Origin of the sequence: Roseateles asaccharophilus, from assembly GCF_031458115.1 — a bacterium.
Lineage (GTDB): Bacteria > Pseudomonadota > Gammaproteobacteria > Burkholderiales > Burkholderiaceae_C > Pelomonas > Pelomonas asaccharophilus_A.
In genome coordinates this window covers 344323-365778 of the sequence record NZ_JAVDXV010000008.1, presented here as the reverse complement: position 1 = coordinate 365778, position 21456 = coordinate 344323, and the positions used below count along the sequence as shown (strand labels likewise).

Below are 21456 nucleotides of genomic sequence, written 5' to 3'. Positions count from 1 at the left end.
CAGGCACCGGACCAGAGACGTACGCGCAGTCATGGAATCCCCTGGAGATCGCAAGCGCGCGATGCTAGGAGGGGCTGACCGCCGACCGATTCCCTAAAGTGATCACTAACCCCTCAGACGAGTGGGCTGCACATGAAAAAGCCGGCACAGGGCCGGCTTCTCGGGGGGCGGAACGGGCTCAGAAACCCAGGCTCGCCAGCAGATCGTCGACCTCGCCCTGGTTGGTGACGACGTCGGTGCGGCCTTCGGCATTGACGACCGGGCCTTGCAGGATGGTGGGATCCACCTTCTCGCGCTGCTCGGGCGGCACCACCTGGACCAGCAGCTTCACGAGGCTGTCTTCCAGGTCGTTGGCCAGGTTCACGACCTTGGCGACCACCTGGCCGGTCAGGTCATGGAAGTCCTGCGCCAGCATGATGTCGGTCAGGTGGCTGTCGATGCTCTGCGTGCGCTTCTCGACGTCCTGCACGAAGTTCATCACGGCGCCGCTGGCCACGGCGCGCACCGGGTCAGCCACGATGGCGGCCGCCAGTTCCTGCGTGGCCTTGCTGATACCGGCGTGCTCGGCCTTGGCCTGATCGACCGAGTTCAGCACTTTCTCGGCAGCGGCGGCCGTCTTGGTGGCGATGTAGCTCAGGCGGCTGCGGGCGTCCGGCAGGCCGTCGGTCGCCACCTGCAGCTTGGGCATGACGCCCAGCCGCTGCATGGTGTCGTGCAGCGTGCGGGTGATGGTGCCGAGCTGCTGGAAGACCTCGGGCGAGACGAGCAGCGGCTCCTGGGCCTTGCCCAATTGGTCCAACTGGTCCATCGACATGGGAGTCCCCTTTTTATTGTTGTCAGGCGGCAGCAGCGAGCTTCTGCATGATCTTCTGGACTTTTTCTTCCAGAGTCGCCTTCGTGAAGGGCTTGACGATGTAGCCGGCGGCACCGGACTGGGCGGCCAGCACGATGTCTTCCTTGCGGGCCTCGGCCGTGACCATCAGCACCGGCAGGTGCTTCAGCGTCGGGTCTTCTTTGATGGCCTTCAGCAACTCGAAGCCCGTCATGTTGGGCATGTTGATGTCGCTGACGACGAAGTCGAACTTGGCGCCCTTCAGCATGTTCAGCGCTTCGACGCCGTCTTCGGCTTCTTCGCAGTTGTTGTAGCCGATTTCTTTCAGCAGGCCGCGCACGATGCGGCGCATGGTGGAGAAGTCGTCGACAACCAGGAATTTCATGTCAGCGCTCATGGCGATCCTCTCTCTGTGCTGGCGGGATTCAGGGGTCAGCCCGCAGTCTAGTTCTAGCGCGCCGACGCTGGCGTTTGAGTTTGAGGCATTTTGCCGATAGCGGGCACTTGCGTAACACCACTCTCCGCCGCCGAAGGCTCCGGCTCAGGCTCCTCCGGCAGGTTCTTCAGCACCGCATCCTCCGCATCGCGGTTCATGACGATGATGCTGATGCGCCGGTTCAGGGGGCTGTTGGGGTCCTTGACCTCCAGCAGCTTGCTGGCCGCCAGGCCCTGCACGCGCAGCATGCGTGCCTCGGACAGCCCGCCCGCCACCAGCTCGCGGCGCGACGCGTTGGCGCGGTCGGCCGACAGCTCCCAGTTGCTGTAGCCCTTGTCGCCGCCCGGGAAGGCCTGGGCATCGGTGTGCCCTTCCACCGTCAGCCGGTTGGGCACCTCGGTCAGCACGGCGCCCAGCTCCTGCAGCAGCTCGCGCATATAGGGCTTCACGACGGCGCTGCCGCTGTCGAACATCGGGCGGTTGCCCTCGTCGACGATCTGGATGCGCAGGCCCTCGCGGGTCATGTCCAGGCGGATCTGGCCACCCAGCGCCGCCAGCTTGGGGTTCTCGGCCAGCACTTCCTCGACCTTGGTCTTGAGCTGCTCCAGCCGCGAGCGCTCCGCCTTGCGCTGCTCTTCCTTCAGCGCGCGCAGCGTATAGCTGGACTTTTTGGCGGCGCTGTCGCCTTCCTTGACCTGGCCGGTCTCGCGGGTCAGGTCCTTGCCGCCGCCGCGGATGACGCTGGACGAGTCGCCCGAGCCCGAGCCGCCCAGCATGGCCACGCGCAACGGCGACTGGAAGAACTCGGCAATGCCCTTCTTGTCGCCCTCGGTCGTGGAGCCCAGCAGCCACATCAGCAGGAAGAAGGCCATCATGGCCGTGACGAAGTCGGCGTAGGCAATCTTCCACGCGCCGCCATGCGCCGCGTGGCCGCCCTTCTTCACCTTCTTGATGATGATGGGCTGAAGTTTCTTGGCGTCTCCTGCCATGTCAGTGCCTTGTCGTCACTACTTCTTCTTGACGTGGCTCTCCAGCTCGCTGAACGACGGCCGGTCGCCCGAGAACAGCACCTTGCGGCCGAACTCGATGGCCACCTGCGGCGCGTAGCCCTGCATGCTGGCCAGCAGCGTGGTCTTGATGCACTGGAACTCCTTGCCGCCGTCCTCGACCTTCTGCTCGAGAAGACCCGCGAGCGGCTCGGCGAAACCGTAGGCCAGCAGAATGCCCAGGAAGGTACCCACCAGCGCGGAGCCGATCATGCCGCCCAGTACCGCCGGCGGCTGGCCCACCGAGCCCATGGTGTTCACGACGCCCAGCACGGCGGCCACGATGCCGAAGGCCGGCAGGCCGCCCGCCAGGCGCTGCAGCGCGGCCACGGCGGCGTGTTCTTCCTGGTGGTGGGTCTCGATCTCGCTGTCCATCAGCGATTCGATCTCGTGCGCATTCAGGTTGCCCGACACCATCATGCGCAGGTAGTCGGTGATGAATTCAGTGACGTGGTGGTCGTTGCCCACCGTCGGGTACTTCTGGAACAGCGGCGAGCTGTGCGGATCCTCGACATCCTTTTCAATGGACATCAGGCCTTCCTTGCGGGCCTTCTGCAGGATGTCGTACATCAGCGCCAGCAGCTCCATGTAGCGGGCCTTGCTGTACTTGCTGCCCTTGAAGCAGCGGCCCAGGCCGGCCGCGGTCGCCTTGACGACCTTCATCTGGTTGTTGGCCAGGAAGGCGCCGATGGCTGCCCCGAAGATGGTGATCATCTCGAAGGGCAGCGCGGTCAGGATGACGCCGATGTTCCCGCCGTGGGCGATGAACACGCCGAAGATGCAGACCATCGAGATGGCCCAGCCAATGAGGACGAACATGCGTGGTCGAGTTGAGGGGGTTCAGGCCATATCGGCCCGATTCCGGGGGGCTTGAGATAAGTATGCCGCGCCGGCAGGCGCGGCGATGCATTCATTTGGCCGGCTTTGCCGCACCTTTCCGCACCGGACGGTACAGCCAGACGAACCGCCCGCCCGGCAACTGCCAGTTCGACGTCGACTCCACACCCGGCACCGCGAAGTCCAGGCTGACCAGCCAGCCGTCCGCCGCCATCTCGGCGCAGGCCTTGTCCCAGACCCGCGGCATGGATTCGGGCCGCTGGAACACATAGACCAGCGCAAAATTGCCCCAGTCATCAGCCCACAGGTCACCGCGGCGTACGGTGGCTCCCCGCACCCGCCAGCGCGCCAGCAGCGCCAGCGGCCGGCTCCACTCCACGCCCTCGACGCGGGCCCGCGGATAGACGCGAACCAGCTCACGCAGGCCGTCGCCCACGCCGCAGCCGGCATCCAGCACCCGGGCGCCGGGCGGCAGCGGGGCCTGGGCCGGCAGTTCATCGAGCGCGCCGCGCGGCGTGGGGAACAGCGGCGCCTCGGTCCAGCTACGCCGCGGGTACAGCCACCACAGCAGCGCCAGCGGCGCCAGCCACAGCAGGCCGGACGAGCCGCCTTGCCAGCCCAAGGCCAGCACCGAGGCTGGAAAACCCAGCGCGACGATGAGCCGGCGCCAGCGCTGCGTCTGCAGCCAGCCGATCAGCGCGCCCAGCGCGGCTCCCAGCGCCAACGCCGGTCCGGGCGTGACACCGGCCGCCAGCGCCGCTGCATAGAGCAGCCAGGCGGCCAGCCACGCCAGCAGCGCCGGCAGCGGCCAGGCGGGGGCCAACCGGCTCAGCATGGCCAGGGGTGCATGGCGCGCAGCGCCTCGGCCTCGGCCTCGCGGCCCGTGCCGTCCAGCACGACGGCCAGGTTGTGCGCGGCCAGGAAACTGCCGCGCCCGGCCACGGCACCGGGCTGCTCGGGATGCTCGCCCAACTCCAGGCAGCGACGCCAGGCCGCCTCGGCCATGGGCAGCGCCTCGCCGGCCTGATCGGGCCGCGACGCGGCCAGGTCCAGCAGCAGGTCGCCGATGGTGAAGAAGAAGTCGGGCGACCCGGCGCCGGCGTCCATCTGCGCCTGCGCGAAATCCATCGCGTCGGCATGCCGCCCCAGGCATTTCAGCGCGAACAGCCGCCGCGCCACGAGGTCCAGCCACCACGGCGACGCCGCCGCGCCCGGCAGCCCGCAGGCGCGCGCAAACGCGGCCTCGGCGCCGTCGTGCTCGTCGTAGACGGCGTGGTCCTTGCCCAGCTGGTACCAGAGGTAGGCGTCGTCGGGTGCGTCGGCCAGCGCCTGCTCCAGCAGTCGCCGGTTGCGGCCGCGCTTGTCCGCGAGCCGCTCGGCCGCATAGCCGTCATGGCCCACCACCAGCGGCAGCCGCTTGACCGGCAGTGCGTGCTGCGGCTGCTCGTGCACGCGGCCGGCGTAGCGCACCGGGCCGGGCAGCACGCGGCTCAGCCAGCCTATGGCCTCGGCCTGCTGCCCGGCCGCGACGTCGAAACGGTCGCGCAACTGCAGCGCGCCGACGAAATCGGGCGCCGTGTGGCGCAGCGCCTGCAGCGCCTCGCCGCCATCCATGAGCCACTCGTCGGCATCCAGCACCAGATGCCAGTCGGCGCCGGCCAGCGTCAGCGCGTGGTTGCGCGCGGCGGCAAAGTCGTCACACCAGGTAAAAGTCTCCACGCGTGCGCCGCAGCTGCGTGCGACCTGCACCGTGTCGTCGCGCGAGCCGGTGTCCAGCACCAGCATGTCGTCCACCCAGGGGCGCACGCTGTCCAGCAAGCGGCCAATGTGCTGCGCCTCGTCGCGCGCAATCACGACAAGGGCCAGGCGGCGCGGGGCAGCGGTCATGGCCGCATTGTGTTCACGCGCGCGAGGCCGATCGGGCATTTCAGGGCCGGATTTCCCCCATTCCACCGGGTTTCATCCTGGCGCGCACGCGCCTAGAGTGGCGGTTCTTCCCACGTCCGCGAGGCTGTCCATGATCCCCCGCACGCTGCATGTGATCTGGGTCGGCGACGAATCCAAACGCCCCGACAACTGCATCGCCACCTGGCGCGAGCACAACCCCGACTGGACCGTGCGCGTCTGGGGCAACGAAGACCTGGCCAGCTATGGCTGGGTGAACGCCGCGCACATGCGCGACATGTCCAGGCGCGAACTCAACGGCGTGGCCGACCTGATGCGCTGGGAGATCCTGTACCACGAGGGCGGCTTCGTCGTCGATGCCGACAGCATCTGCAAGCGCCCGCTGGAGCCCTGGCTGTTCGAGGGCGAGGCCTGCGCCTGCTGGGAGAACGAGCTGATCCGCCCCGGGCTGATCGCCGCCGGCTATGTGGCCTCCAAGCCCGAGAACCCCTTCTTCGGCCAGATCATCCTGGACCTGCAGAAGGAACCCACCGTCGTCGACCGCATGGCCTGGCAGAGCGTGGGTCCGCTGTTCCTGACCGAGCAGGTGCGCTTGCAGCGCTACTCGGGCCTGACCATCTGGCCCAGCCACTTCTTCATCCCGCGCCACTTCACCGGCCACGAATACACCGGCGGCGGCCCTGTGTTTGCCGCTCAGGAATGGGGCAGCACGCTGGGCAAGTACGACGAACTGCACAAGAGGAAGGTCGCATGAACGCCCCAGCATTGGCTACCGAACGCAAAGCCCTGGACGACCTGCCCGTCTCCCCGCTGGAGTACGCCCACCAGAAGTACTTTGTGCAGAAGGTCAAGGTCGGCGAGGACTTCGTCGGCGTGCCGCGGCTGGACGCCTTCGTCGCGCTGTGCGCCGACAAGCGCGTGCTGCACGTCGGCTGCGTGGACTGGCCCATCACCGACCTGAAGCGCTCGCTGCACCTGCAGCTGGACGAGCACTGCACATTGGATGGCTTCGACATCCACGGCGAGGCCTTCGAGCTGATGCGCCCGCACCTGAAGGGCCGCCTGTTCAGCGACTGGGCCGAAGTGACCGAGCACTACGACACCGTGCTGGTGCCCGAGGTCATGGAGCACGTGCCCGACGTGCAGGGCTTCCTGAAGCAGCTGGATGCGCTGGGTGCCGATCAATACATCATCACCGTACCCGACGCCTACTCGTGCTTCCGCCGGCACTTCGACTACAACAGCGGCGCGCAGACCTTCGTCGAAGTCGTGCACCCCGACCACAACTGCTGGTACACGCCGTTCACGCTGAGCAACGTGATTCGCAAGTACACGCCCTGGCAGATCGACGGCATGTTCTTCTTCAACGGCATGTCGCTGCTGGTGGCATGCAGCCGCCCCTCTCCGGAAGCACCCGCCGAGTGACGACGCCCGCCACTCTGCGCAGCCAGGCCGCGGCGCTGCGCCTGGCCGGCCGCCCCGCCGAGGCCATAGACCCGCTGCTGCAGGCGCTGGCGCTGGCGCCCACCGACACCGACACCTACCTGCAACTGGGCTTCGCGCTGCAGGCGCTGGGCCTGCACAGCCAGGCGGTGGAAGCCTTGCGCACGCCGGCCATCCTGAACCCGCACAGCGTCATGGCCCAGGGCTACCTGATCCATGCGACGCAGAAGGCGGCCGACTGGTCGCAGCTCGACGCCGACCTGGCCGCGCTGCGCGCCGCGCTGGCCGCCAAGCCCGCCACGGCCGACGACGAGTTCGGCATGCCGTTTGCGCTGGTGGGCCTGCCGCACACGCGCGCCGAGCTCCTGAAAGCGGCGGCGCTGGCCAGCCGCCATGTCGCACGGGGCCTGAAGCCGATGACGCCGCACAGGCCCGTGCCCCGCGAGCGCATCCGCATCGGCTACCTGTCGGCCGACTTCCACGCCCACGCCACCGCCGCGCTGCTGGTGGACTTGCTGGAAAGCCACGACCGCCGGCGCTTCGACATCAGGCTCTATTCGCATGGTCCCGACGACGGATCGACGCTGCGCCGACGCATCGCGCAGGCCGGCACGCTGGTTGACGTCAGCGCGCTGAGCATGGCCGCCACCGCCGAGTGCATCCGCGCTGACGAGGTGGACATCCTCGTGGACCTGAAGGGCCACACCGCCGGCAGCCGCCTGGCCGCCCTCGCCTGCCGGCCTGCGCCGGTGCAGGTGAGCTGGCTGGGCTTCCCGGGCACCAGCGGCGCCGGCTTCATCGACTACGTCATCGGTGACCCGGTCGTCACGCCGCTGGATCATGCGGCCGACTACAGCGAGTGCATTGCGCAGCTGCCGCACTGCTACCAGCCGCAGGACCGGCGTCGTGCGCCCGGGCCCGCGCCGACGCGCGCCGAACAGGGCTTGCGGGATGACGCGCTGGTGCTGCTGGGCGCCAACGCCGCCTACAAGATCACGCCTGCGCTGTGGGACGCCTGGATGGAGGTGCTGCGGCAGCTGCCCGATGCGCAGCTGTGGCAGCTCAGCGGCGGCGAGCAGGCGGATTCGCGGCTGCGCGAGGCCGCGGGCGCGCTGGCCGACCGCATCGTCTTCGCGCCGCCGGTGGGCATGGACGAGCACCTGGCCCGCCTGCAGGTCGCCGATCTGGCGCTGGACAGCTGGCCCTGCAACGGCCACACGACCACCAGCGACGCGCTGGCGGCCGGCGTGCCGGTAGTGACCTTGATGAACGACGGATTCCCCGGCCGCGTCGCGGCCAGCATCCTGGCGGCGGCGGGGCTGGAGAGCTGCGTCACCCAGGACGCTACCGCCTATATGGCGCGGATCTGCGAACTGGGCCGCGACGCGCCAGCGCGCTCGGCGCTGCGCGAGCGCATCCTGGCACGAGCGCCCGGCCTCTACGACACCACGCGCTTCGCGCGCGATCTGGAGTCTCTGTACCAGCGCATGTGGGAACGCGCGCTGGCTGGCCAGCCACCGTCAGCCTTGCCCGCCGCCTGAGACGACGATGTCTCGCGGCGCTTCGCCCGCGAGCCGCAGCTGGTGCGCTTCAAGGTAGGCGCTCTCAAGGTGGCGCGTGAAGCGCGGCGTATCAAAAAGGGCCGAGCCGTCGCGGGCGGCGAGCAATCGTTGCCGGATCGCGCGCAGTTCATCCGGTTGCTGCGCGAGACGCTTCGCGGTGGCGACGTAGTCGGCCGCGCTCTTCGTGACCAGCTCCGGCAACCCGACGGCGTTCAGCAGACTGGCCGCCATGCGCGCCGGGAAGGATCGCCCCTGCAGCGTCAGCACCGGCAGGCCCATCCACAGCGCGTCGCTGGCGGTGGTGCCTGCGTTGTAGGGCAGCGTGTCCAGGAACAGGTCGGCCGCGGCCAGACCGGCCAGATAGGCCTCCCGACCGGTGCGCTTGGCAAAGTGCAGGCGTTGCGGGTCCAAGCCCAGCGCCTGGGCATGCGCGCACAGGTTCACGCGCGCCTGCTCGTCTTCCTCCAGCACCCACAGCACGCCGCGCGGCACGGCGCGCAGGATCTCGGCCCACATGGCGAACATGGCGGGGTTGAGCTTGCAGGGGTTGTTGAAGCAGGCGAAGACAAAGGCATCCGCCGGCAGTCCCAGCGCGTCGCGCGGCGTGGGCTCGGGGCGCGGACGGCGCCGGTCGTTGGCCTGGTAGGACGGCAGATACACGACACGCTCGTCGTAGGCGTCGCGCGCCTCGGCGGGAATCAGCGTCGCGTCGGCCAGCAGGTAGTCGATCACCGGTGAGCCGGCCGTGCCCAGCGTACCCAGGTACTGCATCTGCACCGGCGCGGCGCGCCAGGACAGGATGCCAGTGCGGGCACCGTCGGTCAGGCCCGTCACGTCCACGGCGATGTCCACGCCCAGGCGGCGTGCCAGGTCGGCGATCTGCGCGTCGGGCAGACGCTCCACGTCATGGAACTGATCGAACGCAGCGCGCAGGCGCTGCTGCATGGCGTCGTCGCTGGCCGCCCCATAGTTCAGCGCGATGACCTCGAACTGCGCGCGGTCGTGCAGCTCGATGATCTCCGCCATCAGGAACGACACCGGATGCGAGCGGAAGTCGCGTGACAGATAGGCGATGCGGATGCGATCGCTGGGCTCATGGCTTGATGCGACGCTCGGCGCCCACTCGGCCTTGGGCGGGAAGCTGTGCTGCGCCCAAGTGCGCGCCGCCTGCTGCTGGGCGACGGGGTCATCCAGCAGGCACTGCAGCGCCAGCGGCTGGATCACTTTCTGGCCCTGGGCCACGGCCTGCCGCAGCATGGCCAGCTGCTCGTCCAAGCCCTGCCACTGATAGATATGCATGGCAGCGTACAGCCTCAGGCCGGCGAGCCAGTCCGAGTCGGGCTTCAACGCGAGGGCGTGCTCGAAGTCGTCGAGTGCCGGGGAGAACCGCCGCGCCAGCAGACGCAGGTTGCCGCGGTTGTTCAGCGCTTCGACGAATTGAGGATTGAGCTTCAGCGCCTCGTCATAGGCAGCCAACGCGTCGGCGGCGCGGTGCAGCTGGCGCAGCGCGATGCCTTTCAGGTTCAGCGCATCAGCGCTGGGCGGCACGGCTTCCAGGTCCGCCAATGCCGCGGCGCACTGGCCCATCCTCAGGCGCACGCGAGCGCGCTCGATGATGTAGGCGCCTTCCTTGGGCATCAGTGCGATGGCACGGTCCAGCGCCTGCAATGCGGCATCGAACGCCTGCAGCTGCAGGTGGGCCAGCGCCAGCGCATGATGCGCGGCGGCATCGCCGGGTTGCAGTGCGAGGGCGCGTTCGTAGGCGGAGACAGCCTCGGGCACACGCCCCAGCTCGACCAGCGTGACGCCCCAGTTGTAGAACGGCTGTGCAGCGGCCGGCTTGAGCCGGCAGCGCGCGGCATAGCAACGCTCGGCCGTGGCCCATTGGCCGGCACCGGCGAGCAGGTTGCCCAGCCGCAGCCAGGGCTCGGGCTCGGCAGGAAACTGGTTGACGGCCTGGCTCAGCAGCTGCGCCGCCTCGTTGGCCTGGCCCGCCGACTGCAGCGCGGCGGCGCGTTGCACCAGGGCGGCCGAGCCACCAGGCTTGGCGCGTGCAGATTTCATGAATGCATCTTGCCTGCGCGCACCTTGGCGGCGATCAATGCATCTGGATGGAACCCTGCGCACGGCCCTTGCCGGCGCGAGCGGGCGGATTGCACAGGCCGCAGACGTAATGGCGGGCCACCTCGTGGGGGTGCGTGACGAAGTGGCCGTTGCACTTGGAGCACTTGGTCAGCGTGAGCATGCCGTTGTCGACGAACTTCACCAGGCGCCAGGCGCGGGTGACCGACAGCATCGCCTCCAGGCCCTGGGCCTGGGTCTGCTCCTGGTACAGCTGGTAGGCCTTGATGACGGTGTCGATCTCGTCCATCTCGGCGGCCTTGTTCAGGTACTCGTGGATGTTCAGGAACAGGCTGGCGTGGATGTTGGGCTGCCAGGTCATGAACCAGTCTGTCGAGAACGGCAGCTGACCCTTGGACGGCGACTTGCCGCTCACTTCTTTATAGAGGCGCAGCAGGCGCTCGTAGGACAGGTCGGTTTCGGACTCCAGCACCTGCAGGCGCGCACCGAGGTGGATCAGCTGAACGGCACGTTCGATCTGCTTTGCTTCGGTGAGGATGCTCTTGACGCGCATGGTGGGCTCCGGAATCTGTGACTGAATGTTCGACGGCGTGAGATCAGGCGTGCTCGTGGCGACCGGCCATCAGGATGGAAGCGTGCAGGCGGCTGACGCTTTCGTTCGCGCCCGGCTTGCTGTGGTTGGTCAGCAGGCCCCACACCAGGTCGTCGTTCATGCGGAAGGCGCACAGCAACGTGTTGCCGGAGGCGATCTTCATGATCTGCGCCGGGCTCAGCGTCGAGATCAACGTCGCCGTCTCCTCGCTGATGCCCAGGCGGTACAGGGCCTGCTCGCGGTCGGCGCGGATCAGCGTCTGGGCCAGCATCAGGTAGGACAGGTTGGCTTCACGGATCTCGGCGAGCATTTGGTCTGCGTTCATGGCGGGCTCCGGTTTCAGAGGTAGAGGGGTGTTGCGGATCAGTGAAACGGATTGTGTTGACCCCTCTTCTTTCGCGATATCAGGCGCTGTCGGTGCGCGGCGTCACCCTGGCAGGAAGGGCTTGTCAGGCAAATTCCTACAGCCGCGTCGGGCCCGGAAACGCCGAGGCCCCGCAGCTTTCGCTGCGGGGCCTCGTGAGGAGAATGCGTGGCTGGCGTCAGTCGCGCAGGCGACGCAGACGCTCCAGCTCGATCATGGCCACCGGCACCAGTTCCGGCGCCTCGGCCTGCAGGCTGTCACGCCCCGGGCCCTGCTGCAGTTCGTTCAGCACGCCGATCGCCCGGTCCACCTCACCGCGGCCCGACAGCGCGAAGGCCAGCGTGTACAGGCTGGGGCCATGCTGGGTGTGCACCTGCAGTGCGCGCTCGGCATAGCCGGCAGCGTGCTCCAGGCGGCCGGCGGCCAGCAGCAGCGCCGCCATGTCCGACATCAGGTCGTGGCTCATGGGCTCGCCCTGCAGCGCGTCATACAGCATGCCCAAGCCGCCACCCAGGTTGCCCTTGGCCGCTTCCGCGAACGCGGCATTGCGCGCCCGGGCCAGCAACAGCTTGGGATCGTTGGCGGGTGCAGCCACCGGACGATGGGCATTCTTGGTTTTGGACGACGCGTTCAGGGCTCGCATGGCGGGACTCCAGTCCGGCACAGGGTTCGGCCGGGATGGCTCGCACTTTAGGAACCGGCCTGCCCACCGATTCCATGAAAAGCGCCGCTTTCACGGGGCGCTTTCGCCGCGGCAACCCAATCGAACAAACAAGAGGGTCCTGCTACTTTTATTCAATAGATCACGCCCTTGACAAATGTGGCTAAAGAAACTTCCACCGCACACCGATAGCCATCCCAACGGCGCTGCAAACAGTTCCGTGGTCCGGCTGGAAGGCCGGGAAGGTGTGACATGGCTCACAGGGTGAGACACGCCTTCCCGATTGACCGGCGTCGGGCGTTACCGCGAGGGCAAGCCGAAAGGCGGGCCACTGCGGAAGCACGGGTGCCACACCCGGGCACTCGGTCTTCGTCCGGCGTTTTTGCCGGGTTCTCTCTAGCTGAAAAGGAAGCGCACCATGGCCTCGGTCATCAACACCAATCTGCTGTCGCTCAATGCGCAGCGCAACACCTCCACCTCGCAGTCGGCGCTGTCCGTGTCGATGCAACGCCTGTCCTCGGGTCTGCGCGTCAACTCCGCCAAGGACGACGCTGCCGGTCTGGCCATCTCCGAGCGCCTGAATGCCCAGGTGCGCGGCTCCAACGTTGCCATCCGCAACGCCAACGACGGCATCTCCCTGGCTCAAACGGCAGAAGGCGCGCTGTCCAAGGTGGGCGACTCGCTGCAGCGCATGCGTGAACTGGCTGTCCAGTCGCGCAACGCCACCAACACCAGCGCCGACCGCGACTCGCTGGACAAGGAATTCGGCGAACTGGCCAAGGAAATCCAGCGCGTGCTGGGCGGCACGACCTTCAACGGCCGCGCCATCCTGGCCACGTCCGACGCCGGCACGCAGACCTTCCAGGTCGGCGCCAACGTGACTTCCAACGACCGCATCGACGTCGCCACGAGCGACATGACGACCGCGACGGAAATCACGACCGTGGCCGGTTCCGACAACACCGGCACGGGCCGAGCTGTCATCAACGGCGCCACCGTCGGCGACATCGACACGGTCATCACCAACATCGACTCGGCGCTGAACAAGGTCAACTCCGAGCGCGCTACGCTGGGTGCCTCGCAGAACCGTTTCGACCAGGTCATCAGCAACCTGCAGATCTCGGTCGAGAACCAGAGCGCTGCCAAGAGCCGCATCACCGACGCCGACTTCGCCCAGGAAACGGCCAACCTCTCCCGAGCAAGCATCCTGCAACAGGCCGGCAACGCGATGATCGCCCAGGCGAATCAGATTCCGTCGCAAGTGCTGGCGTTGCTTCGATGACGCCGGGCCAGCCTCGCTGGCCCTGAGTGATCTGTCCACTCCGAAGGCAGAGGTTCTCACGCCACCAGCACAAGCCCCTTGACGCCTCCCGCCACGGCGGGGGCGTTTTTTGGGCCGGCGTGAAAAAAGCATTCAAGTCGATCCTCTCGACCGACGATAAGCATCCCAACGGGTTCGCAAATCCTTTCAAGGACGGCCCGGAAAAGACGCCTCGTCTACGAAAGGATTGAACATGCCCCAGATCATCAACACCAACCTCGCCTCGCTGAATGCTCAGCGCAACACGGCGATGTCGCAATCGTCCCTGGCCGTGTCCATGCAGCGCCTGTCGTCGGGCCTGCGTGTCAACTCCGCCAAGGACGATGCGGCCGGTCTCGCAATTGCCGAACGCATGAACGCCCAGGTGCGCGGCATGAATGTCGCCATCCGTAACGCCAATGACGGCATCTCGCTGGCGCAGACGGCTGAAGGCGCGTTGTCCAAGGTGGGCGACTCGCTGCAGCGCATGCGTGAACTGGCGGTGCAGTCCCGTAACGCCACCAACACCAGCGCCGACCGCGACTCGCTGGACAAGGAATTCGGCGAGCTGGCCAAGGAAATCCAGCGCGTGCTGGGTGGCACCACCTTCAACGGCAAGGCGGTGCTGGCCACGGCCGACGCGGGTACGCAGACCTTCCAGGTGGGCGCGAACACAACCGACTACGACCGCATCGACATCGTCACGTCTGACATGACCACCGACGCCGTCATCACGACGGTCTCGGGCTCCGACAACCTGGGCACCGGCCGCGCGGCGATCAACGGCACGACGTTGACGGACATCGACACCGTCATTACTTCCATCGATGCGGCCTTGAACAAGGTCAACTCCGAGCGCGCCACGCTGGGTGCCTCGCAGAACCGTTTCGATGCGGTCATCTCCAACCTGCAGGTGGCGGTGGAGAACCAGAGCGCCTCGCGCAGCCGCATCATGGATGCCGACTTCGCCCAGGAAACCGCCAACCTGAGCCGCGCGCAGATCCTGCAGCAGGCCGGCAACACGATGGTGGCCCAGGCCAACCAGCTGCCGCAGCAGGTTCTGGCCCTGCTGCGCGGCTGATCCCGGGCGCCACGGAAGGCGCCACCCTTCTCGACGAGGCAACACGCGCGGGCCCGGCCAGGCCGGGTCCGCACGCCCTCCCCCACGCGCCGCCAACCACCTCGCCATCGGTCCCGCGGAGGATTTGAATAGGCGTGGTTTGGCCCTTTGATCGGGCTTTTGGTTCAGGCACGCACTTTCAGAATTCGGGCTATCGGATCGCGATTCATTCGATCCGGACTGAATTCCCGAGGAGTGCGTAAATGCCCCAGACCATCAACACCAACATCGTCTCGCTGAACGCGCAGCGGAATCTGAACGCTTCGCAGTCGTCGCTCGCGACGTCGATGCAGCGCCTGTCTTCAGGCCTGCGGGTGAACTCGGCCAAGGACGACGCCGCCGGCCTCGCGATCGCGGAACGCATGAACACTCAGGTGCGCGGCATGAATGTCGCCATCCGGAATGCCAACGACGGCATCTCGATGGCGCAGACGGCCGAAGGCGCACTCGGCAAGCTCGGTGAGAACCTGCAGCGCATGCGGGAACTGACGGTCCAGGCCCGCAACTCCACGAACAGCAACTCCGACAAGGACTCGCTGAACAAGGAATTCGAGCAGCTGGCCTCGGAAATCTGGCGGATCATCAACGGCACGACCTTCAACGGCAAGCCGATCCTGGCCGACACCACAGGCCTGCCGCAGACCTTCCAGATCGGCGCCAACACGACGGTCAACGACGCGATCGGCATCAATGCGGTGAACCTGACGACGGAGCCCACCATGGTCTCCATCGTGGGCGACGGCACGACCGGCTCCTTCGCGCGCATCGACGCCACGGCAGACTTCACGGCACTGGGCCTGGTGATCGACAACATCGACCTGGCACTGGACTTCGTCAACAACACCCGGGCCACCTACGGCGCCATCCAATCACGTTTCGACGCGGTGATCTCCAACCTGCAGGTCGCCGTCGAAAACCAGGCGGCCGCCCGTAGCCGCATCATGGACGCCGATTTCGCCCAGGAAACCTCCAACATGAGCCGGGCACAGATCCTGCAACAGGCTGGCAATGCGATGGTCGCCCAGGCGAATCAGCTGCCCCAGCAGGTGCTGGCACTGCTGCAACGCTAAAAAATTTGCCCCGGGGCCTAAAGTTCCGGCAAGCTCTGGCCGATATCGCTCTGGCATATCGGCCTTTTTACTTTCAGCAGCCATGGCATCCATCAGTTCCGCAGGCATAGGCAGCGGCCTCAACGTTGAGGACCTGGTGAGCAAGCTCGTCGCTGCGGAACGTACACCCATCACGCAGCTCAGCACCCGAACCGATGGCCTGAAGACCGAACTGTCGGTCTTTGGCAAGGTTCAGAGCGCTCTGGCGACGCTGCGCGACGCCGCATCCAAACTCAACAACCCCAGTTCCTGGGCAGGCACGCTGGCGACGTCCAACAACCCCACGGCCGTGTCGGTTTCCGCCGGCAGCGGCGCGGCCATTGGCAGCGTGGCGGTGTCGGTCAGCAAGCTGGCCCAGTCCCAGACGCTGGTCAGCGGCACGCCCTATGCCGGCTCCACCACCACCGTGGGCCAGGGCAGCCTGACCATCACGCTGGGCAAGTGGGCCACCGACGGCGCCGACCCGCCCACCTACACCGGCTTCACCGACAAGGCGGGCGCCACGCCGATCACCATCAACATCGGCGCCGGCCAGGACACGCTGGCCGGCATCCGCGATGCGATCAACGCGTCGGGTGCCGGCGTCACCGCGTCCATCGTCAACGACTCCACCGGTGCCCGGCTGACGCTGCGTTCGACTGAAACCGGCGAAACCAATGCCTTCCGCATCGAGGGAACCGGCGGCCTGACCAGCCTGTCCTACGACCCGCGCGTCGGCGTCACCTCGCTGATCCAGACGCTGCCGGCCCAGAACGCCCGCGCGCTGATCAACGGCATCGACGTCAGCTCCGAGTCCAACACGCTGAAGCAGGCCATCGACGGCCTGAACATCACGCTGCTGAACACCACCACGGTGCCCGCGAGCATCGCGGTGACGCAGGACAAGGACTCGATCAAGAAGCTCATCACCGACTTCACGGCCGCCTATAACGCCGTGAACTCGCTGCTGCGCGAGCAGACCAAATACGACGCCGGCAGCAAGACCGCCGGCGCGCTGCAAGGCGACTCCACCGCGATCGGCCTGCAAGCCCAGCTGCGCTCCATCATCGGCGGCACCACCACGTTCGCCGGCAGCATTGGCCGCCTGGCCCAGATCGGCCTGGAGCCCGGCACCGATGGCAACCTGACAACCTCGGACACCAAGCTCACGACGGCCCTGTCCGACCTGGACAGCCTGAAGAAGCTGTTCATGGGACTGGACAGCACTGACAGCGCCAACAGCGGCTTCGCACAGCGCATCCGCAGCTACGTCGACGGCGCGCTGAGCACCGAAGGCCGCGTCAGCAGCAAGCAGGCCGGCCTGCAAAAGCAGATCGACAGCAACAACAAGCGCATGGACCAGATGGAAGACCGTGTCGCGCTGACCGAGAAACGCCTGCGCGCCCGCTACACGGCGCTGGACACGCAGATGGCGCAGCTCAACGGCCTGTCCAACTACATCACGCAGCAACTTGCGAACCTGAACCTGAACAAGTGAGGCTCGGCAGCGCGTGCTGCGACCCTGAATCAAGAACGGCGACCTCCAGGTCGCCGTTTTTCTTGAGTTGCCGCATTGCCGGAACAAGCGCAAAGTTCCAGGCAAGTTCTCAGGAAGAGCAGCTCAAGTCGGCGTGCCGGAGGCCGAAAAACAGTCAACACGACGACGCCTCCCCCGACACCCATGTACGGCAACATGTCCTCCCCCTTCGCAGCCCGCAACCAGCGCGCCTCGATGTACGCCAAAGTCGGCCTTGAGACGGACGTGCAGGGCGCCAGCCCGCACCGCCTCGTCGCGATGCTGTTCGACGGCATCTTCGACGCGATGGCCCAGGCCACACAGGCCATCCATGCCGGCAACGTCGAGCTGAAAGGCCGGGCGCTGACGCGCGCGGTACGCATCCTGGACGAGGGCCTGCGCGCCGGCTTGGACATGTCGGCCGGCCAGCTCGCCGTGGACCTGCGCGAGCTGTACGGCTATGTCTGCATGCGCCTGACTCAGGCCAACCTGAAGGGCGATCTCGACGCCATCGAGGAATGCCAGCGCCTGCTGGGCCCCGTGCGCGAGGCGTGGAATGCCATCGGCCAGTCGCCCGCCGCGCAAGGCGCTCCCGCCGCCCGCGCCGCCTGAGCCTCGCCCTCCGACCCCATTCCGGTATCCCTGCAATGAACTCCGAACTGCTGAACTACTACGAAGCCATCGAGCAAGCCAGCGCCGACATGCTCACCGCTGCCCGTACCGGCAACTGGGACGAGGTCGTCAAGCTCGAAGGCGCCTGTGTGCTGCTGATATCGCAGCTCAAGGCCGCCGCCAACCAGAACCAGCTGGCACCCGGCGAGTCGCAGCTGAAGACGCGCATCATGCAGCGCATCCTGCTGAACGACGCCGAGATCCGCCACCTGGCCGAGCCGTGGCTGGAGGACCTCAATCACGTGCTGAAGGGCAGCAGCCGGATGGTCCATTGACCCCTCGTCCGGTCTCGCCAGGCTGAACGCCGGCGAGCCCAGCCGGTCCCCCGAGGGGACGGCGATGCACGCGGCATTGAGCCGCATGAACATCGCCCTGGCGGGCCGGCTTGGGAGCGGGCCGGCGCTCGGCCCGCAAACACAAGACCCTTCGCGCGACTACCATCGCGACATGAGCGCCCCTGAACCCGTCTCCGAGGAATTCCGCGTCACCGCGCCTGCCGAGATTGCGGCCTATCTGCTGCAACTCCAGCGCGCGGAAGCCACTGTGCTGCTGAGCGCGCCGCCGGGCCAGGGCCTGTCCAGCCGCATCACGACGCTGGACGCCGATGCCGACGTGCTGGGGCTGGACATCGGCGCCGACCCCGAAGGCATCAGCCAGGCGCTGGTGGCCAGCGGTGAGATCACCGCCGTGGCCTACCTCGGCGCCATCAAGCTGCAGTTCGAACTCGACGACGCGGTGCTCGTGAGCGGCGAACAGGGCGCCGTGCTGCGCAGCAGCCTGCCCGAACGGCTGTACCGCTTCCAGCGTCGCCAGGCCTTCCGCGTGCAGCCCGCGGGCAGCATCTACCCGCGCGTGCTGCTGCCGGGTCACCAGGAGTTCGGCCGCGCGCTGCGCGTGCTGGACATCAGCATTGGTGGCCTGGCGCTGGCCTTGCCGGCCGACGCCACACCGCTGCCCACCGGCGAGATCGCCAAGGACCTGACGTTGGAGCTGGACCGCATCACCGCGCTGCGCGTGACGCTGCTGCCCCACCATGTCAGCCCGATTGCCGGCGACGCTGGCGGCACCCAGCAGCTGGGCTGCTCCTTCGTCGACCTGGAAGCCAACGCCGCCCGCGCACTGCAGGTCTACGTGGACCAGACGCAAAAGCGCCGTCGGCTGCTGAAGCTGGACACATGAGCCGCATCCCGTCGCGGGACCGGGCCGAGCGCCGGGCCGCTCCCAAGCCGGCCCGCGCCCCCTCAGGGGACCGACGCGCGTACCCGCGCGTCGAGGGGCGAGGCTTCACGCTGCTCGAGGCCGTCATCACCATCGCCGTGCTGGCCATCCTGCTGTCCGCGGCCATCCCGAGCTACAACAGCTACATCGCCCGCCAGAAGCTGCGCCACGTGGCCGAGTTGCTGGAACTGGACCTGCGCCGTGCCCGCACGCTGGCGGTGGACGAGGGGCGCAACGTGCACGTCAGCTTCCAGAGCGGCCCGCAGTGGTGCTGGGGCGCCAGCCGGCAGGCACCCTGCAATTGCGCCACCGGCATGCCGCGCTGCGAGCTGGGTGGTATCTCTGCCATCCACCACAAGGGCACGCTGCTGCAGTCCGGCCAGGGCGTCATCTTCGAGGCCGGCCTGGGCCGCGCGCTGGGCTGGGCACGCATCGGCATCTCCAACGACCGCAACCAGCAGCTCTACATCGACTTGAATCCGCTGGGCCGGCCATCCATATGCGGCAGCGACGCACGCAAAGGCTCTTGCTGAACCTGGCGCACCGCGCTCAGATCTGCATGTTCATGATTTCGGAGTAGGCCGACACCAGGCGGTTGCGCACCTGCAGCGTCGCCTGGAAGCCGATCTGGGCCTTCTGCATGGCCACCATGGTCTCTTCGAGGCTGACGGTGGGGTTGTCCAGCTGCAGCTCACGCTGCATCTTCGACACCTCCTGCTGCTGGGCGCTGACGCTCTTCAGCGCCTGCGTCATCGCATCGCCGAAGCTGGCGCCCGACGGCGCGGTAGGCTTGACGGACAGGGGCTGGCCATTGACCCCCAGGCCCGCGCGGGCGGCGGCCTGGGCAAAGTCGAAGGGGCGCAGCTTCATGTCCATGGGCCGGAACTTTGTCAGCAAGTCACGGGCGCGAAGCGACGAGATGCGCGGGTGCAGTCGGCCACTTCGGCGCTTTCTTGAGGGGCCTGGCACGAATAATTTGCGCCATCGCCGGATTCCCGGCCCCCGCTGTATCCGCCCACCCGATGGACAACGCCCTGAGCGCCCCCGCTGCTGCCGCCCCGGTGATGATCACCCCGGCCGACACCGCGCCGCCCAACTTCGTGCAGCGCCTGAGCGGCCTGCCGATGCGCAGCAAGCTGACCATGGGCGCCGGCCTGCTGGCGCTGGCCGGCGCGGTGCTGGCCATCACGCTGTGGTCGTCGCAGGGCGACTACCGCCCGCTGTACAGCGGCCTGTCCGACAAGGACGGCGGCGCCGTCATCAACGCGCTGTCGGCGCTGCAGGTGCCCTACAAGCACGAGGGCGGCGGCACCATCCTCGTGCCGGCCGGCCAGGTCTACGAAGTGCGCATGAAGCTGGCCGCGCAAGGCCTGCCCAAGGGCGGCAACGGCAACACGGTGGGCTTCGAGCTGATGGACAAGTCCTCCATCGGCCAGACGCAGTTCAACGAACGCCTGAACTTCCAGCGTGCACTTGAAGGTGAATTGACCCGCACCATCACCGCGATGTCCGACGTGGCCGATGCGCGCGTGCACCTGGCCATCCCGCAGCAGAACGGCTTCTTCCGCGAGCAGCAGAAGCCCAGCGCCAGCGTCGTGCTGACGCTGCGCGGCGGCCGCACGCTGGACCGCAACCAGGTCGCCGGCATCGTGCACCTGGTCTCCAACGCAGTGCCCGAGTTGCATCCCAAGGCCGTCAGCGTGATGGACCAGACCGGCGCGCTGCTGTCGCAGAGCGGCGCCGACCCGGCCACCGGCCTGGACAGCCAGCAGCTGCAATACAAGCAGCAGGTCGAGGCGGGCTACAACAAGCGCATCTTCGAACTGCTGGAACCGGTGGTGGGCCGCGACAACCTGCGCTCCACCGTCACGGCCGACGTGGACTTCTCGCAGACCGAGGCCACCGCCGAGGAGTACCGCCCCAACCAGGGCGCCAACACCCAGGCCGCGGTGCGGTCAAACCAGACCAGCGAGTCCAACAACAGCAATCCGACGCCGCCCACCGGCGTGCCGGGCGCCGCGACCAACCAGCCGCCGGCCCAGGCCACCGCCCCCATCAACGGCGCCAGCGCTCCGCTGCAACCCACACAGGGCGCCGGCGGCACCAACAGCAGCCGCAAGGAACAGACCACCAACTACGAGCTGGACAAGACCGTGCGCGTGACGCGCGGCGCGGTGGGCAATGTGAAGCGGCTGAACGCGGCCATCGTGGTCAACCATCGCTCGGTGACCGACGCCAAGGGCAAGACCACGCAGCAGCCGGTGTCCGCCGAGGAGATCACGCGGCTGACCGACCTCGTCAAGGAAGCCATGGGCTTCAACGCCGAGCGCGGCGATTCGGTCAAGGTCATCAGCGCCCCCTTCGTGCTGGACAAGACCGAACCCACCGACGTGCCGATCTGGAAGCAACCCTGGCTGCTGGACATCGCCCGCAGCGCCATCGTGCCGCTGGCCTTCGTCGCCATCGCGCTCATCGCCGTGTTCGGCATGATCCGCCCCGCCATCAAGGCCGCCGCACCGCTGCCACCGGAAGACAAGCCCGAGACGGTGGACGAGCTGGTCGACGACCCTGACCTGATGCTCGGCTCCGACGGCATGCCCAAGCTGGAGGCTCCGCTACACAACGAGAAGCTTGACCGCGCCCGCGCGCTGGCGCGCGACAATCCGGTGGCCGTCGCCAACATCGTGCGCGACTGGATGGGCGGACAAACCGCATGACCACCCCCTACTCGCTTCGCGAGCCCCCTCAAGGGGGCGCTGCCGACGGCCTGGCAAAGCCAGTT

General features: G+C 67.4%; 23 protein-coding genes. 12 read left to right on the top strand and 11 right to left on the bottom strand.

Features of this window, described 5'->3' with window-relative positions:
- Positions 1 to 178: 178 nt before the first annotated feature.
- From J2X21_RS20720 to J2X21_RS20695, 6 genes are all read right to left on the bottom strand, one after another.
- Positions 179 to 808 carry a protein phosphatase CheZ gene (locus J2X21_RS20720; RefSeq protein WP_310331845.1) on the bottom strand — a complete coding sequence of 210 codons (630 nt, stop codon included), beginning with the start codon at positions 806 to 808 and terminating at the stop codon, positions 179 to 181.
- A gap of 28 nt (positions 809 to 836) precedes the next feature.
- Positions 837 to 1229, bottom strand: a complete 393-nt coding sequence (cheY, locus tag J2X21_RS20715; protein WP_310331751.1) for a chemotaxis response regulator CheY — start codon at positions 1227 to 1229, stop codon at positions 837 to 839.
- A gap of 53 nt (positions 1230 to 1282) precedes the next feature.
- On the bottom strand, positions 1283 to 2257 hold the full coding sequence (motB, locus tag J2X21_RS20710; protein ID WP_310331749.1) for a flagellar motor protein MotB: 975 nt from the start codon (positions 2255 to 2257) through the stop codon (positions 1283 to 1285).
- An 18-nt stretch (positions 2258 to 2275) separates the two neighbouring features.
- Positions 2276 to 3133: a flagellar motor stator protein MotA gene (gene motA, locus J2X21_RS20705; protein WP_310331747.1), complete on the bottom strand. Its 858-nt coding sequence runs from the start codon at positions 3131 to 3133 to the stop codon at positions 2276 to 2278.
- A gap of 91 nt (positions 3134 to 3224) precedes the next feature.
- Positions 3225 to 3986: a class I SAM-dependent methyltransferase gene (locus tag J2X21_RS20700; protein ID WP_310331746.1), complete on the bottom strand. Its 762-nt coding sequence runs from the start codon at positions 3984 to 3986 to the stop codon at positions 3225 to 3227.
- Positions 3980 to 5038, bottom strand: coding sequence for a glycosyltransferase (locus J2X21_RS20695; RefSeq protein ID WP_310331745.1), 1059 nt, complete (start codon positions 5036 to 5038; stop codon positions 3980 to 3982). The genes J2X21_RS20700 and J2X21_RS20695 overlap by 7 nt, the downstream gene beginning before the upstream one ends.
- 130 nt (positions 5039 to 5168) lie before the next feature.
- Here J2X21_RS20695 and J2X21_RS20690 point away from each other — a divergent pair, with 130 nt between their 5' ends.
- Genes J2X21_RS20690 through J2X21_RS20680 form a run of 3 tightly spaced genes read left to right on the top strand, consistent with a single transcriptional unit; the run spans position 5169 to position 8040 of the window.
- Positions 5169 to 5810 carry a glycosyltransferase family 32 protein gene (locus J2X21_RS20690; RefSeq protein WP_310331744.1) on the top strand — a complete coding sequence of 214 codons (642 nt, stop codon included), beginning with the start codon at positions 5169 to 5171 and terminating at the stop codon, positions 5808 to 5810.
- Positions 5807 to 6481, top strand: a complete 675-nt coding sequence (locus J2X21_RS20685; protein WP_310331742.1) for a class I SAM-dependent methyltransferase — start codon at positions 5807 to 5809, stop codon at positions 6479 to 6481. The genes J2X21_RS20690 and J2X21_RS20685 overlap by 4 nt, the downstream gene beginning before the upstream one ends.
- On the top strand, positions 6478 to 8040 hold the full coding sequence (locus J2X21_RS20680; RefSeq protein ID WP_310331740.1) for an O-linked N-acetylglucosamine transferase, SPINDLY family protein: 1563 nt from the start codon (positions 6478 to 6480) through the stop codon (positions 8038 to 8040). The genes J2X21_RS20685 and J2X21_RS20680 overlap by 4 nt, the downstream gene beginning before the upstream one ends.
- Here J2X21_RS20680 and J2X21_RS20675 read toward each other — a convergent pair.
- The 4 genes from J2X21_RS20675 to J2X21_RS20660 form a co-directional block, all read right to left on the bottom strand.
- Positions 8020 to 10125, bottom strand: a complete 2106-nt coding sequence (locus J2X21_RS20675) for an O-linked N-acetylglucosamine transferase, SPINDLY family protein (protein ID WP_310331738.1) — start codon at positions 10123 to 10125, stop codon at positions 8020 to 8022. The genes J2X21_RS20680 and J2X21_RS20675 overlap by 21 nt on opposite strands.
- 34 nt (positions 10126 to 10159) lie before the next feature.
- Entirely contained in the window at positions 10160 to 10696 is a 537-nt protein-coding gene (gene flhC, locus J2X21_RS20670; RefSeq protein WP_310331736.1) for a flagellar transcriptional regulator FlhC, read from the bottom strand.
- 43 nt (positions 10697 to 10739) lie between these two features.
- A complete protein-coding gene (gene flhD / locus J2X21_RS20665; protein WP_310331735.1) occupies positions 10740 to 11060 on the bottom strand; it encodes a flagellar transcriptional regulator FlhD in 321 nt (106 codons plus the stop codon).
- 217 nt (positions 11061 to 11277) lie between these two features.
- Positions 11278 to 11742, bottom strand: coding sequence for a tetratricopeptide repeat protein (locus J2X21_RS20660; RefSeq protein ID WP_310331732.1), 465 nt, complete (start codon positions 11740 to 11742; stop codon positions 11278 to 11280).
- Positions 11743 to 12178: 436 nt separating this feature from the next.
- On the opposite strand from J2X21_RS20660, the gene J2X21_RS20655 reads away from it, so the two are divergent.
- The 8 genes from J2X21_RS20655 (at position 12179) to J2X21_RS20620 (ending at position 19207) form a co-directional block, all read left to right on the top strand.
- On the top strand, positions 12179 to 13042 hold the full coding sequence (locus J2X21_RS20655; RefSeq protein WP_310331730.1) for a flagellin N-terminal helical domain-containing protein: 864 nt from the start codon (positions 12179 to 12181) through the stop codon (positions 13040 to 13042).
- Positions 13043 to 13274: 232 nt separating this feature from the next.
- Positions 13275 to 14141 (top strand): flagellin N-terminal helical domain-containing protein, encoded by an 867-nt coding sequence (locus J2X21_RS20650; protein ID WP_310331728.1) that lies wholly within the window; start codon positions 13275 to 13277, stop codon positions 14139 to 14141.
- A 242-nt stretch (positions 14142 to 14383) separates the two neighbouring features.
- A complete protein-coding gene (locus J2X21_RS20645; protein WP_310331726.1) occupies positions 14384 to 15250 on the top strand; it encodes a flagellin N-terminal helical domain-containing protein in 867 nt (288 codons plus the stop codon).
- Between the two features lie 82 nt (positions 15251 to 15332).
- A complete protein-coding gene (gene fliD / locus J2X21_RS20640) occupies positions 15333 to 16766 on the top strand; it encodes a flagellar filament capping protein FliD (protein ID WP_310331724.1) in 1434 nt (477 codons plus the stop codon).
- Between the two features lie 195 nt (positions 16767 to 16961).
- Complete coding sequence (gene fliS, locus J2X21_RS20635) at positions 16962 to 17396, top strand: flagellar export chaperone FliS (RefSeq protein ID WP_310331723.1); 435 nt, start codon at positions 16962 to 16964, stop codon at positions 17394 to 17396.
- Between the two features lie 35 nt (positions 17397 to 17431).
- Complete coding sequence (locus J2X21_RS20630) at positions 17432 to 17731, top strand: flagellar protein FliT (protein ID WP_310331721.1); 300 nt, start codon at positions 17432 to 17434, stop codon at positions 17729 to 17731.
- Between the two features lie 172 nt (positions 17732 to 17903).
- Positions 17904 to 18635, top strand: a complete 732-nt coding sequence (locus J2X21_RS20625) for a flagellar brake protein (RefSeq protein WP_310331719.1) — start codon at positions 17904 to 17906, stop codon at positions 18633 to 18635.
- Positions 18632 to 19207 (top strand): pilus assembly FimT family protein, encoded by a 576-nt coding sequence (locus J2X21_RS20620; RefSeq protein WP_310331717.1) that lies wholly within the window; start codon positions 18632 to 18634, stop codon positions 19205 to 19207. The genes J2X21_RS20625 and J2X21_RS20620 overlap by 4 nt, the downstream gene beginning before the upstream one ends.
- A 16-nt stretch (positions 19208 to 19223) precedes the next feature.
- On the opposite strand, the gene fliE is transcribed toward J2X21_RS20620, so the two are convergent.
- Positions 19224 to 19550, bottom strand: a complete 327-nt coding sequence (gene fliE, locus J2X21_RS20615; protein WP_310331715.1) for a flagellar hook-basal body complex protein FliE — start codon at positions 19548 to 19550, stop codon at positions 19224 to 19226.
- A 146-nt stretch (positions 19551 to 19696) separates the two neighbouring features.
- Here fliE and fliF point away from each other — a divergent pair, with 146 nt between their 5' ends.
- The gene (gene fliF / locus J2X21_RS20610) at positions 19697 to 21391 is read left to right on the top strand and encodes a flagellar basal-body MS-ring/collar protein FliF (RefSeq protein ID WP_310331713.1); all 1695 of its coding nucleotides are present in this window, start codon (positions 19697 to 19699) and stop codon (positions 21389 to 21391) included.
- The last annotated feature ends 65 nt before the right edge of the window (positions 21392 to 21456 follow it).

What these genes read in the sequence shown, in the direction of transcription:
- J2X21_RS20700 (WP_310331746.1), bottom strand. Translation starts at nt 3,986, where the DNA reads ATGCTGAGCCGGTTGGCCCCCGCCTGGCCGCTGCCGGCGCTGCTGGCG.
- flhD (WP_310331735.1), bottom strand. Translation starts at nt 11,060, where the DNA reads ATGAACGCAGACCAAATGCTCGCCGAGATCCGTGAAGCCAACCTGTCC.
- fliD (WP_310331724.1), top strand. Translation starts at nt 15,333, where the DNA reads ATGGCATCCATCAGTTCCGCAGGCATAGGCAGCGGCCTCAACGTTGAG.
- J2X21_RS20695 (WP_310331745.1), bottom strand. Translation starts at nt 5,038, where the DNA reads ATGACCGCTGCCCCGCGCCGCCTGGCCCTTGTCGTGATTGCGCGCGAC.
- J2X21_RS20720 (WP_310331845.1), bottom strand. Translation starts at nt 808, where the DNA reads ATGGACCAGTTGGACCAATTGGGCAAGGCCCAGGAGCCGCTGCTCGTC.
- cheY (WP_310331751.1), bottom strand. Translation starts at nt 1,229, where the DNA reads ATGAGCGCTGACATGAAATTCCTGGTTGTCGACGACTTCTCCACCATG.
- J2X21_RS20620 (WP_310331717.1), top strand. Translation starts at nt 18,632, where the DNA reads ATGAGCCGCATCCCGTCGCGGGACCGGGCCGAGCGCCGGGCCGCTCCC.
- J2X21_RS20660 (WP_310331732.1), bottom strand. Translation starts at nt 11,742, where the DNA reads ATGCGAGCCCTGAACGCGTCGTCCAAAACCAAGAATGCCCATCGTCCG.
- J2X21_RS20650 (WP_310331728.1), top strand. Translation starts at nt 13,275, where the DNA reads ATGCCCCAGATCATCAACACCAACCTCGCCTCGCTGAATGCTCAGCGC.
- J2X21_RS20630 (WP_310331721.1), top strand. Translation starts at nt 17,432, where the DNA reads ATGAACTCCGAACTGCTGAACTACTACGAAGCCATCGAGCAAGCCAGC.
- flhC (WP_310331736.1), bottom strand. Translation starts at nt 10,696, where the DNA reads ATGCGCGTCAAGAGCATCCTCACCGAAGCAAAGCAGATCGAACGTGCC.
- motA (WP_310331747.1), bottom strand. Translation starts at nt 3,133, where the DNA reads ATGTTCGTCCTCATTGGCTGGGCCATCTCGATGGTCTGCATCTTCGGC.
- J2X21_RS20675 (WP_310331738.1), bottom strand. Translation starts at nt 10,125, where the DNA reads ATGAAATCTGCACGCGCCAAGCCTGGTGGCTCGGCCGCCCTGGTGCAA.
- fliS (WP_310331723.1), top strand. Translation starts at nt 16,962, where the DNA reads ATGTCCTCCCCCTTCGCAGCCCGCAACCAGCGCGCCTCGATGTACGCC.
- J2X21_RS20690 (WP_310331744.1), top strand. Translation starts at nt 5,169, where the DNA reads ATGATCCCCCGCACGCTGCATGTGATCTGGGTCGGCGACGAATCCAAA.
- J2X21_RS20625 (WP_310331719.1), top strand. Translation starts at nt 17,904, where the DNA reads ATGAGCGCCCCTGAACCCGTCTCCGAGGAATTCCGCGTCACCGCGCCT.
- fliF (WP_310331713.1), top strand. Translation starts at nt 19,697, where the DNA reads ATGGACAACGCCCTGAGCGCCCCCGCTGCTGCCGCCCCGGTGATGATC.
- fliE (WP_310331715.1), bottom strand. Translation starts at nt 19,550, where the DNA reads ATGGACATGAAGCTGCGCCCCTTCGACTTTGCCCAGGCCGCCGCCCGC.
- J2X21_RS20655 (WP_310331730.1), top strand. Translation starts at nt 12,179, where the DNA reads ATGGCCTCGGTCATCAACACCAATCTGCTGTCGCTCAATGCGCAGCGC.
- motB (WP_310331749.1), bottom strand. Translation starts at nt 2,257, where the DNA reads ATGGCAGGAGACGCCAAGAAACTTCAGCCCATCATCATCAAGAAGGTG.
- J2X21_RS20685 (WP_310331742.1), top strand. Translation starts at nt 5,807, where the DNA reads ATGAACGCCCCAGCATTGGCTACCGAACGCAAAGCCCTGGACGACCTG.
- J2X21_RS20645 (WP_310331726.1), top strand. Translation starts at nt 14,384, where the DNA reads ATGCCCCAGACCATCAACACCAACATCGTCTCGCTGAACGCGCAGCGG.